This is a genomic window from Streptomyces sp. NBC_01446 (genome assembly GCF_026340095.1).
GTDB classification, from domain to species: domain Bacteria; phylum Actinomycetota; class Actinomycetes; order Streptomycetales; family Streptomycetaceae; genus Streptomyces; species Streptomyces aureus.
Map to the genome: position 1 here is coordinate 201,597 of NZ_JAPEPO010000001.1, position 16,020 is coordinate 217,616.

Annotated in this window: 19 protein-coding genes; 15 read left to right on the plus strand and 4 right to left on the minus strand. The window is 73.0% G+C overall.

Annotated features, from left to right (window positions below):
* Positions 1 to 48: 48 nt before the first annotated feature.
* Genes egtA through egtD form a run of 4 tightly spaced genes read left to right on the plus strand, consistent with a single transcriptional unit; the run spans position 49 to position 4,386 of the window.
* Positions 49 to 1,341, plus strand: coding sequence for an ergothioneine biosynthesis glutamate--cysteine ligase EgtA (egtA, locus tag OG456_RS00900; protein WP_266556204.1), 1,293 nt, complete (start codon positions 49 to 51; stop codon positions 1,339 to 1,341).
* Positions 1,338 to 2,672, plus strand: a complete 1,335-nt coding sequence (egtB, locus tag OG456_RS00905) for an ergothioneine biosynthesis protein EgtB (RefSeq protein ID WP_266556206.1) — start codon at positions 1,338 to 1,340, stop codon at positions 2,670 to 2,672. The genes egtA and egtB overlap by 4 nt, the downstream gene beginning before the upstream one ends.
* Positions 2,672 to 3,427 (plus strand): ergothioneine biosynthesis protein EgtC, encoded by a 756-nt coding sequence (egtC, locus tag OG456_RS00910; protein WP_266556208.1) that lies wholly within the window; start codon positions 2,672 to 2,674, stop codon positions 3,425 to 3,427. The genes egtB and egtC overlap by 1 nt, the downstream gene beginning before the upstream one ends.
* Positions 3,424 to 4,386, plus strand: coding sequence for an L-histidine N(alpha)-methyltransferase (gene egtD, locus OG456_RS00915; RefSeq protein ID WP_266556210.1), 963 nt, complete (start codon positions 3,424 to 3,426; stop codon positions 4,384 to 4,386). Before egtC ends, egtD begins: the two co-directional genes overlap by 4 nt.
* Positions 4,387 to 4,413: 27 nt before the next feature.
* On the opposite strand, the gene OG456_RS00920 is transcribed toward egtD, so the two are convergent.
* Complete coding sequence (locus tag OG456_RS00920) at positions 4,414 to 5,718, minus strand: extracellular solute-binding protein (protein WP_266556212.1); 1,305 nt, start codon at positions 5,716 to 5,718, stop codon at positions 4,414 to 4,416.
* Between the two features lie 213 nt (positions 5,719 to 5,931).
* On the opposite strand from OG456_RS00920, the gene OG456_RS00925 reads away from it, so the two are divergent.
* Entirely contained in the window at positions 5,932 to 6,147 is a 216-nt protein-coding gene (locus OG456_RS00925; RefSeq protein ID WP_266556220.1) for a dodecin, read from the plus strand.
* Positions 6,148 to 6,207: 60 nt separating this feature from the next.
* Here the strand turns inward: OG456_RS00925 and OG456_RS00930 are convergent, their stop codons facing one another.
* Positions 6,208 to 6,708, minus strand: a complete 501-nt coding sequence (locus tag OG456_RS00930) for an HAD family acid phosphatase (RefSeq protein ID WP_266556222.1) — start codon at positions 6,706 to 6,708, stop codon at positions 6,208 to 6,210.
* Between the two features lie 47 nt (positions 6,709 to 6,755).
* Between OG456_RS00930 and OG456_RS00935 the strand changes: the two genes are divergently transcribed.
* Positions 6,756 to 7,763, plus strand: a complete 1,008-nt coding sequence (locus tag OG456_RS00935) for an LLM class flavin-dependent oxidoreductase (protein ID WP_266556224.1) — start codon at positions 6,756 to 6,758, stop codon at positions 7,761 to 7,763.
* A gap of 67 nt (positions 7,764 to 7,830) precedes the next feature.
* Positions 7,831 to 10,200 carry an excinuclease ABC subunit UvrA gene (locus OG456_RS00940; protein WP_266556226.1) on the plus strand — a complete coding sequence of 790 codons (2,370 nt, stop codon included), beginning with the start codon at positions 7,831 to 7,833 and terminating at the stop codon, positions 10,198 to 10,200.
* Positions 10,201 to 10,360: 160 nt separating this feature from the next.
* Here OG456_RS00940 and OG456_RS00945 read toward each other — a convergent pair whose 3' ends face one another.
* The gene (locus OG456_RS00945; RefSeq protein ID WP_266556228.1) at positions 10,361 to 11,170 is read right to left on the minus strand and encodes a 1-acyl-sn-glycerol-3-phosphate acyltransferase; all 810 of its coding nucleotides are present in this window, start codon (positions 11,168 to 11,170) and stop codon (positions 10,361 to 10,363) included.
* On the minus strand, positions 11,170 to 11,940 hold the full coding sequence (locus OG456_RS00950; RefSeq protein WP_266556230.1) for a GNAT family N-acetyltransferase: 771 nt from the start codon (positions 11,938 to 11,940) through the stop codon (positions 11,170 to 11,172). The genes OG456_RS00945 and OG456_RS00950 overlap by 1 nt, the downstream gene beginning before the upstream one ends.
* Positions 11,941 to 12,270: 330 nt before the next feature.
* On the opposite strand from OG456_RS00950, the gene OG456_RS00955 reads away from it, so the two are divergent.
* The 8 genes from OG456_RS00955 to OG456_RS00990 are packed head-to-tail and all read left to right on the plus strand — an operon-like array spanning position 12,271 to position 15,909.
* The gene (locus OG456_RS00955; protein ID WP_266556232.1) at positions 12,271 to 12,594 is read left to right on the plus strand and encodes a gas vesicle protein; all 324 of its coding nucleotides are present in this window, start codon (positions 12,271 to 12,273) and stop codon (positions 12,592 to 12,594) included.
* A gap of 37 nt (positions 12,595 to 12,631) precedes the next feature.
* Entirely contained in the window at positions 12,632 to 13,135 is a 504-nt protein-coding gene (locus tag OG456_RS00960; RefSeq protein ID WP_266556234.1) for a gas vesicle structural protein GvpA, read from the plus strand.
* A complete protein-coding gene (locus OG456_RS00965) occupies positions 13,132 to 13,890 on the plus strand; it encodes a GvpL/GvpF family gas vesicle protein (protein ID WP_266556236.1) in 759 nt (252 codons plus the stop codon). The genes OG456_RS00960 and OG456_RS00965 overlap by 4 nt, the downstream gene beginning before the upstream one ends.
* A gap of 4 nt (positions 13,891 to 13,894) precedes the next feature.
* The gene (locus OG456_RS00970) at positions 13,895 to 14,236 is read left to right on the plus strand and encodes a gas vesicle protein GvpG (protein WP_266556238.1); all 342 of its coding nucleotides are present in this window, start codon (positions 13,895 to 13,897) and stop codon (positions 14,234 to 14,236) included.
* Positions 14,233 to 14,577 (plus strand): gas vesicle protein, encoded by a 345-nt coding sequence (locus OG456_RS00975; RefSeq protein WP_266556240.1) that lies wholly within the window; start codon positions 14,233 to 14,235, stop codon positions 14,575 to 14,577. Before OG456_RS00970 ends, OG456_RS00975 begins: the two co-directional genes overlap by 4 nt.
* Positions 14,574 to 15,374: a GvpL/GvpF family gas vesicle protein gene (locus OG456_RS00980; protein ID WP_266556242.1), complete on the plus strand. Its 801-nt coding sequence runs from the start codon at positions 14,574 to 14,576 to the stop codon at positions 15,372 to 15,374. The genes OG456_RS00975 and OG456_RS00980 overlap by 4 nt, the downstream gene beginning before the upstream one ends.
* On the plus strand, positions 15,371 to 15,619 hold the full coding sequence (locus OG456_RS00985; RefSeq protein WP_266556244.1) for a gas vesicle protein: 249 nt from the start codon (positions 15,371 to 15,373) through the stop codon (positions 15,617 to 15,619). The genes OG456_RS00980 and OG456_RS00985 overlap by 4 nt, the downstream gene beginning before the upstream one ends.
* Positions 15,616 to 15,909, plus strand: coding sequence for a gas vesicle protein K (locus OG456_RS00990; RefSeq protein ID WP_266556246.1), 294 nt, complete (start codon positions 15,616 to 15,618; stop codon positions 15,907 to 15,909). Before OG456_RS00985 ends, OG456_RS00990 begins: the two co-directional genes overlap by 4 nt.
* Positions 15,910 to 16,020 lie beyond the last annotated feature (111 nt).

Sequence of the window (16,020 nt, forward strand, 5' to 3'; positions counted from 1 at the left end):
GCCCCTACCGGGGACGATAAAGGCGAACGGATCAGGAGGATCCTGAACATGCCCGAAGGAGACTGTACGGAGCTCGGCACGGCGGCCCTGGTCACCGAGGCCGAGGTCGAGGCGCTGGTCCGCGGGATCTGCTTCAAGACCGGACCACCTCGCACCGTGGGCGTCGAGGTGGAATGGCTCGTCCACGAGCCGCGCAGGCCGCGGCTCCCCCTGGCACCCGAACGGCTCGACGCGGCGTACGCCGCACTGGGCGCCCTGCCCCTCAGCTCGGCGCTCACCGTCGAACCCGGCGGCCAGTTGGAGCTCAGCTCCCTGCCCGCCGCCTCGCTCATGGACTGTGTCTCGGCCGTCTCGGCCGATCTGACGGCGGTCCGCACCTCGCTCGCTGCCCGTGGCCTCGCGCTGACCGGCCTCGGCACCGATCCCTGGCGCCCGCCGCGGCGGCTGCTCCACGAGCCGCGCTACGACGCCATGGAGTCCTCGTTCGACCGGGCCGGGCCCGCGGGCCGCGCCATGATGTGCTCGTCGGCGTCGGTGCAGGTCTGCCTCGACGCCGGGTACGAGGAGCCGGGGTCGCTCGGCCACGGCAGGCGCTGGCGGCTCTCGCATCTGCTGGGCGCCGTCCTGGTCTCCGCTTTCGCCAACTCACCGATGCTGTGCGGGCGTCCCACGGGGTGGCGCTCCACTCGCCAGGCCGTGTGGGAGGAGATCGACCCCGGCAGGTCCGGGGCGCCGCCTCTCGACGCGGAGCCGCGCGAGGCCTGGGTGCGGCATGTCCTGGACGCGCCGGTGATGTGCGTCCGCCAGGACAGCGGCCCGTGGGACGTGCCGGACGGCATGTCCCTGCGGACGTGGCTGCGTACCGGTGGGCCGCGGCCCGCCACGCGTGGTGACGTCGAGTACCACATCTCCACTCTCTTCCCGCCGGTGCGCCCGCGCGGACACCTCGAACTGCGCATGATCGACGCCCAGCCCGGTGACGACGGCTGGATCGTGCCGCTCGCCGTGACGACCGCGCTGTTCGACGACCCGGAGGCCGCCGAGACCGCGTACCGCACGGTGAAGCCGCTGTCCGAACGAGCGGGCCCGCTGCCCGCGCCGCACAATCAGCTGTGGCGCGACGCGGCGCGGCTCGGCCCTTCGGACTCCGAGCTCGCCGAGGCGGCCGTGACCTGTTTCGCGGCGGCGCTCGACGCGTTGCCGAGGCTCGGCGCGTCACCCAAGGTGCTGGCCGGCGTCTCCGCTTTCATGGACCGCTATGTCGTGCGCGGCCGGTGCCCCGCCGACGACGTGCTCGACCACATCGATGCCCCCGCCCCCGGGAGGACCGTCACCTCATGACCGCACAGAGCGAAGACACCGCCCCGGACCCCGAGGCGCTGCGGGAGCGCGCGCGGACCGCGCTGCTCGCCGCGCGGGACCGCACGACGCTGCTCACGAGCTGCGTCGAGGGGCCCGACCTGACCGCGCAGCACTCGCCGTTGATGTCGCCGCTGGTGTGGGACCTGGCGCACATCGGCAACCAGGAGGAGCAGTGGCTCCTGCGCGCGGTCGCGGGCCGTGAGGCGATGCGCCCGGAGATCGACCCGTTGTATGACGCCTTCGAGCATCCGCGCTCCGAGCGGCCGAAGCTGCCGCTTCTCGCGCCCAAGGAGGCCCGCGGTTACGCGGCCGAGGTGCGGGGGCGCGCGCTCGACGTCCTGGAGAGCACGCCGTTCCACGGCACCCGGCTCACCGAGGCGGGGTTCGCGTTCGGGATGATCGCCCAGCACGAACAGCAGCACGACGAGACGATGCTGATCACCCATCAGCTCCGGGCGGGGGCTCCGGCGCTGACGGCCCCGGATCCCGACCCCGTCTCGCCGGCGTTCCGCGGACCGTCCGAAGTCCTGGTGCCCGGCGGCCCGTTCACGATGGGGACGACCACCGAGCCGTGGTCGCTGGACAATGAGCGTCCCGCGCACGCGCGCCTCGTCCCGCCGTTCCACATCGACACCGCGCCGGTCACGAATGGCGCGTATCTGGCCTTCATGGACGACGGTGGCTACGACAACTCCCGCTGGTGGACGCCGGAGGGCTGGGCCCTGGTGCGGGACAACGGCCTGCGGTCGCCGCTGTTCTGGCGGCGTGAGGCCGGGCAGTGGCTGCGGCGCCGCTTCGGGGTGACCGAGGTGGTCCCGCCGGACGAGCCCGTCGTGCACGTCAGCTGGTACGAGGCCGACGCGTATGCGCGCTGGGCGGGCCGGCGCCTGCCCAGCGAGGCCGAGTGGGAGAAGGCGGCCCGCTTCGATCCCGCGTCCGGGCGGTCGATGCGCTACCCGTGGGGCGACGCGGACCCGACGTCGGAGCGCGCCAACCTCGGCCAGCGCCACCTGCGCCCGGCCCCGGCGGGCAGCTATCCGGCGGGTGAATCCCCGCTGGGTGTGAGGCAGTTGATCGGCGACGTGTGGGAGTGGACGTCGAGCGATTTCCTGCCGTACCCGGGGTTCGTGGCGTTCCCGTACCGGGAGTACTCGGAGGTGTTCTTCGGCCCGGACCACAAGGTGCTGCGCGGCGGCTCGTTCGCCGTGGACGCGGTGGCGTGCCGCGGCACGTTCCGCAACTGGGACTACCCGGTGCGCCGGCAGATCTTCGCCGGGTTCCGCACCGCGCGCGACGGGGAGGGTGCCTGATGTGCCGGCAACTGGCCTACCTGGGCCCTGCGGCGCCGCTCGGCGACGTGCTCGTGGCGCCGCCCCACAGCCTGCTGCGCCAGTCCTGGGAGCCGCGCCGTCAGCGGCACGGGACCGTGAACGCCGACGGCTTCGGTGTGGGCTGGTACGCGGACGGGGACCCGGTGCCCGCGCGCTACCGCAGGGCCGGGCCCATCTGGGGCGACCAGTCGTTCGCCGACCTCGCGCGGGTGGTGCGCTCGGGGGCCGTGCTGGCCGCGGTCCGCGACGCCACGCTCGGGGGCGCGGACGGTGAGGCCGCGGCGGCTCCGTTCGCCTGCGGCCCGTGGCTGTTCTCCCACAACGGCGCGGTGACCGGCTGGCCGCGCTCGCTCGCGCCGCTGACCACGGCGGTGCCGCCCGTGGACCTGCTGTCCCTGGAGGCCCGCTGCGACTCGGCGTTCGTGTGGGCGCTGCTGCTGTGCCGGCTGCGCTCGGGCGACGACCAGGGGCAGGCCCTCGCCGACACCGTCCTGGAGGTCGCCGAGGCCGCCCCGGGGTCCCGCCTCAACCTCCTGCTGACCGACGGCGAGACGATCACCGCGACCGCCTGGGGCGACAGCCTCTGGTATCTCGCCGAACCCGGCCGCCGCACCGTCGTCGCCTCCGAGCCCTACGACGACGATCCGCACTGGCGCGAGGTGCCGGACCGCACCCTGCTCGCCGCGAGCCGCACCGACGTCCTGCTGACCCCGCTCAAGGAGCCCACCGCGTGAGCCCGTACCAGCTGACCCGCACCCTGCCCGAGGACGCCACCGGCGCCGCCCTGCGCGCCGATGTCCTCAGCGGCCTGACCGGCACGCCGAAGACGCTGCCGCCGAAGTGGTTCTACGACGCGCGCGGCAGCGAGCTGTTCGACGAGATCACGACCCTGCCCGAGTACTACCCGACGCGCGCCGAGCGGGAGATCCTGCTGGCCCGCTCGCAGGAGATCGCCGACGCCACCGGCGCCCGCACCCTCGTCGAGCTGGGCTCCGGCTCGTCGGACAAGACCCGCCATCTGCTCGACGACCTGCCGGATCTGGAGACGTACATCCCGGTGGACGTCAGCGAGAGCGCTCTGCGGGGAGCCGCCGAGGCGCTCGGCGCCGAACGCCCCGGGCTGCGCATCCATGCGCTCATCGCCGACTTCACGCTGGCGCTCACCCTGCCGGACGCCCCAGGGCCGCGCCTGGCCGCGTTCCTCGGCGGCACCATCGGCAACCTCCTGCCGGCCGAGCGCGCCGTGTTCCTGACCGCCGTACGCGCTCTGCTGCGGCCCGGGGACATGCTGCTGCTCGGCACGGACCTGGTGAAGGACGAGTCGGTCCTCGTCGCGGCGTACGACGACGCGGCGGGCGTGACGGCCGCGTTCAACAAGAACGTGCTCGGCGTCATCAACCGTGACCTGGGCGCCGACTTCGACCCGGGCGCCTTCGAGCACGTCGCCCTGTGGGACGCGGACAACGAGTGGATCGAGATGCGGCTGCGCTCCACGGCCGCGCAGACCGTCAAGATCCCGGCGCTCGGCCTCGCGGTCGACTTCGAGGACGGGGAGGAGATCCGCACGGAGATCTCGGCGAAGTTCCGCGAGGAGGGCGTGCGGGCCGAACTGGCCGGCGCGGGGCTGCGCATGACGCACTGGTGGACGGACGCGCAGAACCGCTTCGCGCTCTCCCTGAGCCGCGTCGACTGACGGCCGGGGCGGCCGGCGGCGGCCGGGTCACGGCCCGCTGGCGTCCAGCTCCTTGGTGATCCGGCGGGAGGCCGCCCGGGCCTCCTCGGCCGGGGCGGCCCCGGCGAGCACCTTCGACATGTACGCCTTGATCGGGTTGTCGGCCTCGACCTTCGCCCACAGCGGGGACACGGGCGTGGCCCGGCCGCGTGCGGCGCCCGCCGCCATCGCGGCCACGCCCGGCTCGTCGGCGACGGCGTCGCTCAGCGTCGTCTTGTTGGGCACGTAGTTCATGGTGCCGGCGAGGTCCTTCTGCCACTTCTCGCCGGCCAGGGCCTTGACGACCGCGACGGCTCCGTCGCGGTCGTCGGTGTTCTCGGGCACGACCAGGTCGGAGCCGCCGGTGAAGACGGATCCCGGCTTGGCCGCCGTCTTGCCCGGGATCGGGAAGTAGCCGAGCTTTCCCTTGAGTTCGGGGTTCTGCTGCTCGACGGCCTGGGCGACACCCGGCACGGCGACGATCTGGCCCACGTCACCCTTCGCGAACTCGCCCGACTGCGGCGGGTGTTCCTCGTCGGCGTCCTTGGGGCCCCGGCCGAGCGCCTGGAGCTGCCGGTAGAACTCCATGCCGCGCAGCGCCGCCGGTGACTGGAGGCTGCCCTCCCAGATGCCGCCGTCCTCCGTGGCGAGGTCGCCGCCCTCGTCCCAGATGAATCCGGCGAGCGTGTACCAGTCCTGGCCGGCGAGGTAGATGCCCTGGTCACCGTGGGTGTTCAGGCGCCGCGTGTCGTCGAGCCACTCGGCGCGGGTGCGGGGTGGCCGCTTGATGCCCGCCTTCGCGAACAGGTCCTTGTTGTAGATCACCACCCGGTTGGCCGCGTACCAGGGAATGCCGTACTGGCGTGAGTGGAACATGCCGGGATCGGCGAGTCCGGGCAGCCAGTCCTCCATGCCGAAGTCGCGCGCGGACTCCAGACTGAGGTCGAGCAGTCCGCCCTCGTCGACGTACTGGGGGACCTGCGTGTTGCCGACCTCGATGACGTCGGGGGCCGGTCCGTCCGCCGCGTCCTTGCTCGCCGGGTCGCCCTTCGCCTGACCCAGGGCCGCGCTCACCTTCTCGCCGATGCCGGTCCACTCCTGGATACGGATGTCGAGGCGCAGGCCGGGGTTCTTGTCCTCGAAGCTCTTCGTGAACCGCTTCAGGAACGCGTCCGACGCGCTGTCCTTCATCAGCCAGACGGTCACCGTGCGCTGCTCGTCGCCCCCGCCCGGCAGATAGGCACAGCCCGTGAGCAGCGAGGCGGACACGAGGGCGAGGGGGATGAGGGACGCGGCGGTGCGGCGGTACTTCACGTGGGTCACTTTCTGCCTGCGGACAGGGAAGGGCGGCCCGACGTGGGGGATGAGCGTGACGCTCGCACGGGTGTGGCTGGATTTTGGTATGGACCAATCGAACGGTCAAGGGGGTGACGGCCGGTAAGTCGAGCATCTGCCCTCTCGCTCGCGGTCCGCGGTGACCTGAGGCACCGTGGAGAGACGTCCACCGCACGGGCCGAGGAGGCCTTCATGTCCGATCACACGTACCGGGTCACAGAGATCGTCGGCACCTCCCACGAGGGAGTCGACCAGGCCATCCGCAACGGCATCACCCGCGCCTCGCAGACGCTGCGCGGCCTGGACTGGTTCGAGGTGTGCCAGGTACGCGGCCACATCGAGAACGGGCAGATCGAGCACTACCAGGTCGGCCTGAAGGTCGGCTTCCGACTGGAGGACGAGGCCTGAGCGTGCGCGTGAGCGCCGGGTCCGCTCAGGTCCGGTCCTGAGCCCACGTGCCGGGTCCGCTCAGGTCCGGCCCTCGCGCTCCTGGGCGTCCTTGAGCGCCTCGGACCCGCTCGCCCACCGGGCGCGTACGACGGTGAAGCCCGCCCGTTCGGCCTCGTCGCACACGAGCTCGTCGTCGTCGACCAGCATGCGGACCTCGCGGCCGCGGGAGAGCGCGCGCAGCGTCTCCAGTTTGGTGCGGCGCGCGGGCCTGCGGTCGTCGTTACGGCGCATCCAGACGCGCCCTTCGGGCAGGCCCTGTTCGGCGAGCCAGGCCACGGTGTCGGCGCGGCACCGCTCCGGCCTGCCCGTGAGGTAGACGACCTCGCACTCGCGGGCGCTCTCCAGCGCCAGCTCGACGCCGCGCGCGAGCGGCGGATCATCGGGCGCGGCCGCGAAGAAGGCCGACCAGTCGCGCGGGGTGCGCTCCAGGAAGCGCTGGCGGTGGGCCGTGTCGGCGAGGGTGTTGTCGAGGTCGAACACGGCGAGGGGTCTGGCGAGCGGTCTGCTGTTGTCGATCACACGCCAAGCGTAGGGAATCCTGGCGCGGCACAGGCGTTGAGCAGTGTGTGAGCTCAGTGATCGCATCGACCCGGTTCTCCGTCCTCGACCGTTCGCGCACCCGTGAGGGGTACGACGGACCCGAGGCGCTGCGCGACACCGTGCGCCTCGCGCGGGAGCTCGACGCGCTCGGCTATCACCGCGTCTGGGTGGCGGAGCACCACGGCGTGCCGGGCGTCGCCGGGTCCGCACCGACCGTGCTCGCCGCGGCAGTCGCCGCCGCCACCCGCACCATCCGGGTCGGCACCGGCGGCGTGATGCTGCCCAACCATCAACCCCTGGTGGTGGCCGAGCAGTTCGGGGTCCTGGAGTCGCTGTTCCCCGGCCGGATCGACATGGGCCTCGGCCGTTCGGTGGGCTTCACCGGCGGGGTGCGCAAGGCGCTCGGCCGGGACAAGGACGACGCCGACGACTTCGCCGGGCAGCTCGCCGAACTGCTCGCGTTCTTCCGCGGCACCTCCGCGACCGGCGTGCGGGCACGCCCCTCGGACGGATTGACGGTCCCGCCGTTCGTGCTGGCCATGGGCGAGGGCGCGACGATCGCCGCCGAGGCCGGACTCCCGATGGTGATCGGCGACCTCAGGAACCGCGAGAAGATGCTGCGCGGCATCGACCACTACCGCGCGGCGTTCCGGCCGTCCGCGTGGGCGCGCGAAGCGTACGTCGTCGTCTCGGGGACGGTCGCGGTCGCCGGGACGCCGGAGGCGGCCCAGCGCCTGCTGATCCCGGAGGCCTGGTCGATGGCGTACTCCCGCACCCACGGCACGTTCCCGCCGCTGGCGCCCGCCGAGCGCGTGGAGGCGCTGACGATGACCGCGAAGGAGCGGGACTTCTACGAGTCCGGGCTGCGCGGCCACATCGCGGGCACCGAGGACCAGGTCGCGGACGAGCTGGAGACCCTGATCAAGGAGAGCGGCGCGCAGGAGGTCCTGGTCACGACCAGCTCGTACGACCGGGACGGACTCCTGGACTCCTTCCGGCGGCTCGCCCGGGTCGCGGGCCTGGGCGCGGCCTAGAATCGTGGGGTTTGCCCTCCTGCCCCCAGCTGACGCCACATCCGAGCCGCCGTACGGAGCCCGCCCCATGCACGAGCCCCCTCACGATCCGTTCGTCCGCGTGCGGGGTGCCTGTGAGCACAATCTGCGGGCCGTCGACGTGGACATCCCGCGCGACGTGCTCGCCGTGTTCACGGGGGTCTCCGGTTCCGGGAAGTCCTCTCTCGCCTTCGGGACGATCTACGCCGAGGCGCAGCGCCGCTACTTCGAGTCCGTGGCCCCGTACGCGCGCCGTCTCATCCACCAGGTGGGCGCCCCCAAGGTCGGCGAGATCACCGGCCTTCCGCCGGCCGTCTCGCTGCAGCAGCGCCGCTCCTCCCCCACGTCCCGCTCCTCCGTCGGCACCGTCACCACGCTCTCGAACTCATTGCGCATGCTGTTCTCGCGGGCGGGCGACTACCCGCCCGGCGCGGACCCGCTCGACTCGGACGCCTTCTCGCCGAACACGGCGGCCGGGGCGTGCCCCGAGTGTCACGGGCTCGGCGTGGTGCACCGCACGACGGAGGCGCTGCTCGTGCCCGACCCGTCCCTCTCCCTCCGCGAGGGCGCGATCGCCGCGTGGCCGGGTGCCTGGCAGGGCAAGAACCTGCGCGACGTCCTGGACGCGCTCGGGTACGACGTCGACCGGCCGTGGCGTGAACTGCCGCAGGACGAACGGGACTGGATCCTGTTCACGGACGACCAGCCCGTCGTCACCGTGCACCCCGTGCGGGACGCGGGCCAGATCCAACGCCCCTACCAGGGCACGTACATGAGCGCGAACCGCTACGTCCTCAAGACGTTCGCGGACTCCAAGAGCCAGACGCTCCGCACGAGGGCCGAGCGGTTCCTCGACAGCGCGCCGTGTCCGGTGTGCGGCGGGGCGCGGCTGCGGGCCGAGTCGCTCGCGGTGACGTTCGGCGGCCGCACCATCGCGGATCTCGCGCATCTGCCGCTCGCGGACCTCGCGAAGATCTTCGACGCCCCCGGCGACGCCTCGGAGACCGCGCGGGTCCTCACCGGCGATCTGCTGGCCCGCATCGCCACCGTCACCGAACTCGGCCTCGGCTACCTCAGCCTGGACCGCGCCACACCCACGCTCTCCGCGGGCGAGCTCCAACGCCTGCGCCTGGCAACTCAGTTGCGCTCCGGCCTCTTCGGCGTGGTCTACGTGCTCGACGAGCCGTCGGCGGGCCTGCACCCGGCCGACACGGAGTCGCTCCTCACGGTCCTCGACCGGCTCAAGGCGGCCGGCAACTCGGTGTTCGTCGTCGAGCACCACATGGATGTCGTCCGCAAGGCCGACTGGCTCGTCGACGTCGGCCCGCTCGCGGGCGAGCACGGCGGCCGTGTCCTGCACAGCGGTCCCGTCGCGGATCTGGCGTCCGTCGCGGACTCGGCGACGGCGCGCTTCCTCTTCGGCCGCGAGAGGATGCCCGTGCGCACGGTGCGGGAGCCGCGCGGCCGGCTGAAGGTCGGCCCGGTGACCCGGCACAATCTGCGCGGCGTGTCGGTGGACGTGCCGCTGTCCACTTTCACGGCCGTCACCGGTGTCTCAGGGTCCGGGAAGTCCACGCTCATCGGCTCGATCACGGAGGAACTGGAGGGCGTGGGCCGCCTCGTGGTCGTCGACCAGAAGCCGATCGGGCGCACGCCGCGCTCCAACCTCGCCACGTACACGGGCCTGTTCGACGTCGTACGGAAGGTGTTCGCGGCCACCGACGAGGCGAAGGCCCGCAAGTACGGCGTGGGGCGGTTCTCCTTCAACGTGGCCGGGGGCCGCTGCGAGACCTGCCAGGGCGAGGGCTTCGTCAGCGTCGAGCTCCTCTTCCTGCCGAGCACGTACGCGCCCTGCCCGGACTGCGGCGGCGCGCGCTACAACGCCGCGACGCTGGAAGTCACCTACCGGGGGCGGACGATCGCCGAGGTCCTCGATCTGACGGTGGAGAGCGCGGCGGAGTTCTTCGCGGACACGCCGGCCGTGGCGCGCAGCCTCGGCACGCTGCTCGACGTGGGGCTCGGCTATCTGCGGCTCGGGCAGCCGGCCACCGAGCTGTCCGGCGGGGAGGCCCAACGCATCAAGCTGGCGAGCGAGTTGCAGCGCGGGCGCCGCGGTCACACGTTGTACCTGCTCGACGAGCCGACGACCGGTCTTCATCCGGCCGATGTCGAGGTTCTGATGCGGCAGTTGCACGGGCTCGTCGACGCCGGGCACACCGTGGTGGTCGTCGAGCACGACATGGCGGTGGTCGCGGGCGCGGACTGGGTGATCGATCTGGGGCCGGGCGGCGGCGACGCGGGTGGTCGGATCGTCGCCGCGGGGCCGCCGACGGAGGTGGCGCGGGCGAGCGGGAGCGCTACGGCTCCCTATCTCGCCCGTGCCTTCCCGCCAGGCGCTCCGTTGGACGCGCGGCCATGAATCCGCGGGCCGTCGGTGGGTGGTCGGCTCCCCCAAGTTCTCGGCTCCGCTCGAACAGGGGGACCCTCATCGCGGCGGAGCCGCATATCGGCCCGGCCCCGCGCCCCTGAAGGGGCGCGATACCGCACCGCAGTTCGCCGGAACCCCTTCCGGTGGGGTCTCAGGCCACCAGCTCGGTGCTGGGCCGGCGGGGCCGGCCCGTCGTCCCCGCCTCGGCGGCCCGGGCCAGTGAGCGGCGGTCGAGGTGAGAGCCCGGCGGGATCACGTCCCGTATCTCGACCTCGGCCACCAGCCCCCGTGTCGACGCCACCCGCCACAGCGAGGCGAGCAGCGTGTCGTCGCCGACGAACGCGGCAGCGGTGCTGGCCGCCCCGTCGGCGAGCCGGTACCGGACGCGGACCGGCTGGACCGGGACCCCCGCGTCCAGCGCGGCCTGGAAGACGGCGCGCCGGAAGTGCCCCTGCGCGTGGCCGCACCAGGTGCTGCCCTCGGGGAACGCGACGACCGCGGAGCCGGCCCGCAGCGCCTCGGCGATGCGGGCGACCGTGTCGGGGAGGGCGCGCAGCCGGTCCCGCTCGATGAACAGGACGCCGCTGCGCGCGACCACCGGCCCGGCCAGGGGCCACCGCCCTATCTCCATCTTGGCGAGCATCCGTGCCGGGCGCACGGCGCCGAGCAGCGGGATGTCCAGCCAGGAGATGTGGTTGGCGACCAGGAGCAGACCGCCGGTGGCGGCGGCGGTGCCGGTGACGCGGACCTGGACCCCTACGGCCCACGCGATCGCCCGGCACCACCGCCCGACGAGTCCGGCGGGGATCCGCCCGCCGAACGGTGACAGCGCGATCCCGGCCAGGACCAGGACCACGACCGCCGCTATCCGCAGCACGGCCCGGGGCACGGCCGACGTGGACCCCGCCGGCTCCACGCATGCCTTCGGGGTGCAGGGCGCGCTGGGCAGCCAGACGCTCATCAGACCGGGGCGAGGGAGAGGAAGTGCCGCAGATAGCGCGGGTTGACCCGGCGCATCGACAGCAGCACGTACAGGTCGGCGACTCCGAAGTCCGGGTCGTGGGCCGGCTCCGCGCACACCCAGGCGCCGAGGCGGAGGTAGCCGCGCAGCAGCGGCGGGAGATCGGTGCGGGCGGGGAACTCCACACCCTCCGCGTCCCAGGGCAGCAGCGGTCGTACGCGGTACTCCTCGGGAGCCAGGTACTTGGTCCGCACGCGGTCCCAGGTACCCGCCGCGAGGGCGCCGCCGTCGGCCAGCGGGATGGAGCAGCAGCCGGCCAGCCACTCGTGGCCGCGGTCGACCATGTAGCGGGCTATCCCGGCCCAGATGAGGCCGATGACGGCGCCGTCCCGGTGGTCGGGGTGCACACAGGAGCGGCCGACCTCGACGAGGCCTGGCCGGATCCCGTCGAGGGACGTCAGGTCGAACTCGCCCTCCGAGTAGAGTCGTCCGGCGACGGAGGCCCGCTCCGGCGGCAGCAGCCGGTAGGTGCCGACGACCTGCCCGGTGACCGTGTCGCGGACGAGCAGGTGGTCGCAGTACGCGTCGAAGGCGTCGACGTCGAGGCCCGGATGCGGGGTGGTCAGCAGGGCGCCCATCTCGCCCGCGAAGACGTCGTGCCGCAGCCGCTGCGCGGCACGCACGTCGGCCTCGTCGCGGGCGAGTGAGACGCTGTAGCGGGTGGGCGCCGCGGGCTGCGGGGGACGGTCGAGCGTGGAAACGCCGTTCATGGCTCTCTCCTGGTCACGGGCCGGGGCGGCGAGGCGGGGGCCGCTGAGCGGTGTCGTGCGGTCCGCCGCCCCTGTTCTTCCGATGCCGACTGACCGTCGAGTAACCGGCGTAGAGCGCGCGGGTGTGAGGTTGTTGAACGGCTCAAGCCGCACCTGTCAGTTCGCCGGCGCGCAGTGCGGCGGCCACCTGCGGGTTTCCCCCGCACCACTCACGCCGCGCCACAAGGCCGGTCCGCCCTCCGCGGCCCGAGCTCCGCTCGAACGATGGGCCCGGCTCGTATGGCCTAGCTGTACACGCGCGCACCGGCTCCAGCGGCAAGAGTGAAGTGCATGACCGAATCCGGAGCCGACGAGCGACGGCGTGGCACGGCCTCGTCCACCAAACGCCGACGGACCGTGCACGGTGCCGGGGAGGCCGCCCGGCGCGCCGCCGAGGAGCTGACGGAGCTGATCCGCCACCGCCTCGAAGGGGTCTCCGCGGTGTGCCGGGGCGAGGACGACGGCTGGATCGTCGACGTCGACGTACTCGAACTGGCGCGCATCCCCGACACCACCAGTCTGCTCGCGACGTACCAGGTGGAACTCGACTCGGCGGGCGAGCTCGTGCAGTACCGCCGTGTCTCCCGCTACCGGCGCGGAGCCCAGGACCAGTGACCGGGCCGTCGCACAAGTCTCCCGGAAGGACCGCCGCATGACCGTCTACACCGACGAGGTCGTCTGTGCGCCGCGCGCCGGAACCCTCTACGACGTGATGGAACTGATCCTCGACCGCGGCATGGTGATCGACGTCTTCGTGCGCGTCTCGCTGGTCGGGATCGAGATCCTCAAGATCGACGCGCGGATCGTGGTCGCCAGCGTAGACACCTACCTGCGCTTCGCCGAAGCGTGCAACCGCCTCGACCTCGAGCACGACTCGCGTTCCAAGACCGTGCCCGAGTTGTTCGGCGGCGGGCCGGTCTCCAAGACGATCGGCAAGGCGGGCGCCAAGCGCACCGCCCGCTCGCTGACCGACAAGGTGAAGGACGTCCTCACCCCGGACGACGACACGGACGACGACGAGGGCTCCGAGCGCGCCGCCGAGCCGGAACGCAGGCGCCGCAGCCCCGCGAAGAAGACCTCCAGCTCCTCGAGCCGCCGCGGCAGTGACGACGACCGCCCCCGGACCCGGCGCCGCAAGGCCGAGGAGGAGGAGTGACCGTGACGGCCACCGCCGCCCCCACCACCGCCGGCACGCTCTACGTCTACGGCATCGCCCCCGCGGGCGTGCGTCCCCCGCGCGCCCCCGGAGTGGACGGCGCGGCGGTGCGGCTGCTGGCCGAGGCCGGGCTGTGCGCGGCGGTCTCGGACGCCCCGGCTCAGGTCCGGGCGCGCCGACGGGACCTGATGGCCCATCAGTCGGTGCTCGGCGAACTCACCGCGCAGGGACCGGTCCTGCCCATGCAGTTCGCCGTCCTCACGCCCGACTCCGAGGCCCTTCGCGGCCAACTGCGCACCGACCAGGCCCACTTGATGACACAGCTGGAAAGCGTGCGGGGTTGCGTCGAGATGAACGTGAAGGGCACCGTCGTGCCCGGCTGCTTCGCCGACCTCGTACACCGCGACGAGACCCTGCGCGCGCTCGCCCGCAAGACCCGCAACCGCCCCGGCTACGAGGCGAACGTACGGCTGGGCGAGGCGCTCGCCAAAGGCGTAACCCGCGAGGCCCGGCGTGCGGCACGCGAGGTTCTGGCCTGCCTGGCTCCGCTCGCCGTGCGCACGGCGCAGGGACCGGTCGACGACGAGCAGGTGCTGAGCACGTCGTTCCTGGTGCGCTCCGCCGACGAGCCCCGCTTCCGGCAGGTGCTCACCGACCGGGCTCGCGACGTCGGCGACCGGCTGACCCTCAGCGTGACCGGCCCGCTGCCTTGCTACAGCTTCGTCGACGCGTCGTCCGCCCCGGCCGGCCGGTGACGCGATGGGACTCGTGAGCGGGCTCCTGCTGCTGCCGCTGGCCCCGCTGCGCGGCACCCTCTGGGTCGCCGACCACCTGCTGGAGGAGGCCGAACGCCAGATGGGTGACCCGCGTGCGGTGCGGGCACGCCTGGCGGCACTCAACCGGGCCCTGGAGGAGGGTGCGATCGACGAGGCAACCTTCGAGAAGGAGGAGGAGCGCCTGCTCCAACGCCTCGCCAGTCCGGTCCGGTTCACCGGTCACAGCTCGGTGGCCGCGACCCGTCCCGCGCCGGGTGCGCCCGACCGACGGCACCGCCGCGAGCCTGCCCCCTCACGCCACCGGCGCCGCGGAGGCGCCTCATGACCGACCTCGGCACCTGGCCCGCGGGCGCGGATCCGCAGCCCGTCGGACCGCCCAGCGGCAGCCTCGCGGACCTGCTCGAACGGGTCCTGGACAAGGGAATCGTCATCGCGGGCGACATCAAGATCGAGCTGCTCGACATCGAACTGCTCACCATCCGGCTGCGCCTGTTCATCGCCTCGGTCGAGACCGCCAAGAAGGCGGGCATCGACTGGTGGGAGACGGACCCGGCGCTGTCCTCGCGCGCCGCGCGTGACGCGCTCACCGAGGAGAACGCGCAACTGCGCGCCCGTCTCGAAGCCCTTGAGGAAGCCGACCCCGACACCGCGGAGGGAGACAAATGACGACGGTCACCTGCGTGTTCGCCGTGACGGACACCCCGCCGCCGGACGAGGTGCTCGCGGTGACGCCCGGCCATGACGGCGGTGGTCCGCTGCGGGTCCTGGCCGCGGGCCCGCTGCATCTGGTCGTCCAGGACGCTCCCGCGGCGGACTTCGGCGAGGAGGCGCTCGCGGAGCGCCTCAACCGGCCCGACGAGCTGGAGCGTTGTGCCCGGGCCCACCACCGCGGCGTGGAGACGGCCGCGAGCGCGGGCACGGCCGTTCCGCTGCCGATGGCGACGCTTTATCTCGACGACGACAACGCGGTACGGGCCGTGGCCGCCCGGGAGGCGTCCCTGCGCGCTCTGCTGGACCGGCTGCGCGACCGTACGGAGTGGGCGGTGAAGGTGCACGGTCCGGCAACCGCGCGAGCGGGCGTCGCGGCCGGGGAGGGAGCGGCCGACGGGCGGTCGTACCTGCGCCGGGCGAGCGCGCTGCGGCGCACCGAGCGCGAGGCGCGCGAGTCGACCCTGGCGCAGGCCCACGCCGTCGACCGGGAGTTGCGGCGCTACGCCGTCGCCGCGACGCGGCACCGGCCGCAGAGCGAGCAGCTGACCGGCACGAGCGTCCCGCAACTGCTCAACGCGGCCTATCTGGTCGACGACGGACGCCGCACCGAGTTTGTCCGGGCCGTCGGTGAACTGGCCCGCGACGTCGGCCGCTCGGCCGTGGAGGTCACCATGTCCGGGCCCTGGATCCCATACTCCTTCGCCCAGTTGGACGAGGTGGAGCGCGCAGCGCGCCAGGAGGTCCCCGCATGACCGTGCCGGTCGTCGGCGCCACGGACCGCTCGGTGGTCCCCTGGGACGGCCCGGAGCCGTACGCGCCCGTCGGGGTACCGCTCGTCGACCTGCTCGACCGGGTGCTGACGACCGGCGTCGTGGTCAGCGGTGACCTCGTGCTGGCCATCGCCGACGTGCCGCTGGTGCGGATCTCCCTGCACGCCCTGCTGGCGTCGGTCAGCGACCGGGTCCCCGCGCCCTGGTCGGACAGCGGGCCGCTGTGACCGCGCCGCGCGCCCACGCGGTGGACCTCGATCCCGAGCGGGTCACCAACGACCTGGCGGCCCTGGTCCTGACCGTCGTGGAACTCCTGCGGCAACTCATGGAACGCCAGGCGGTGCGCCGTTTCGACGAGGGGACGCTCAGCGCCGAGCAGGAGGACCGGCTCGGCACCGCGCTGATGCTGCTCGACGAGCGGATGGACGAGTTGTGCGCGCAGCACGGTCTGCAGCGCAGCGACCTCAACCTGGACCTCGGCCCGCTGGGCCCCCTCCTCGCCGATCCCGGACCGTGACACCTCGCGGAATTTCACTTCGCCGGCGCGCAGTGCTCCAGCCATCCGCGGGTCTCCGGCCCGTCGAGTACGCGCTCCAGGACGAGCGGTCGCGCGCCGTCGACGCATACG

Bases quoted from the DNA above. Each gene is read 5' to 3' on its own strand.
- OG456_RS00970 (WP_266556238.1), top strand. From the start codon at position 13,895: ATGGGACTCGTGAGCGGGCTCCTGCTGCTGCCGCTGGCCCCGCTGCGC.
- OG456_RS00955 (WP_266556232.1), top strand. From the start codon at position 12,271: ATGACCGAATCCGGAGCCGACGAGCGACGGCGTGGCACGGCCTCGTCC.
- egtC (WP_266556208.1), top strand. From the start codon at position 2,672: ATGTGCCGGCAACTGGCCTACCTGGGCCCTGCGGCGCCGCTCGGCGAC.
- OG456_RS00985 (WP_266556244.1), top strand. From the start codon at position 15,371: ATGACCGTGCCGGTCGTCGGCGCCACGGACCGCTCGGTGGTCCCCTGG.
- OG456_RS00960 (WP_266556234.1), top strand. From the start codon at position 12,632: ATGACCGTCTACACCGACGAGGTCGTCTGTGCGCCGCGCGCCGGAACC.
- OG456_RS00940 (WP_266556226.1), top strand. From the start codon at position 7,831: ATGCACGAGCCCCCTCACGATCCGTTCGTCCGCGTGCGGGGTGCCTGT.
- OG456_RS00975 (WP_266556240.1), top strand. From the start codon at position 14,233: ATGACCGACCTCGGCACCTGGCCCGCGGGCGCGGATCCGCAGCCCGTC.
- OG456_RS00980 (WP_266556242.1), top strand. From the start codon at position 14,574: ATGACGACGGTCACCTGCGTGTTCGCCGTGACGGACACCCCGCCGCCG.
- egtA (WP_266556204.1), top strand. From the start codon at position 49: ATGCCCGAAGGAGACTGTACGGAGCTCGGCACGGCGGCCCTGGTCACC.
- OG456_RS00950 (WP_266556230.1), bottom strand. From the start codon at position 11,940: ATGAACGGCGTTTCCACGCTCGACCGTCCCCCGCAGCCCGCGGCGCCC.
- OG456_RS00925 (WP_266556220.1), top strand. From the start codon at position 5,932: ATGTCCGATCACACGTACCGGGTCACAGAGATCGTCGGCACCTCCCAC.
- OG456_RS00945 (WP_266556228.1), bottom strand. From the start codon at position 11,170: ATGAGCGTCTGGCTGCCCAGCGCGCCCTGCACCCCGAAGGCATGCGTG.
- egtB (WP_266556206.1), top strand. From the start codon at position 1,338: ATGACCGCACAGAGCGAAGACACCGCCCCGGACCCCGAGGCGCTGCGG.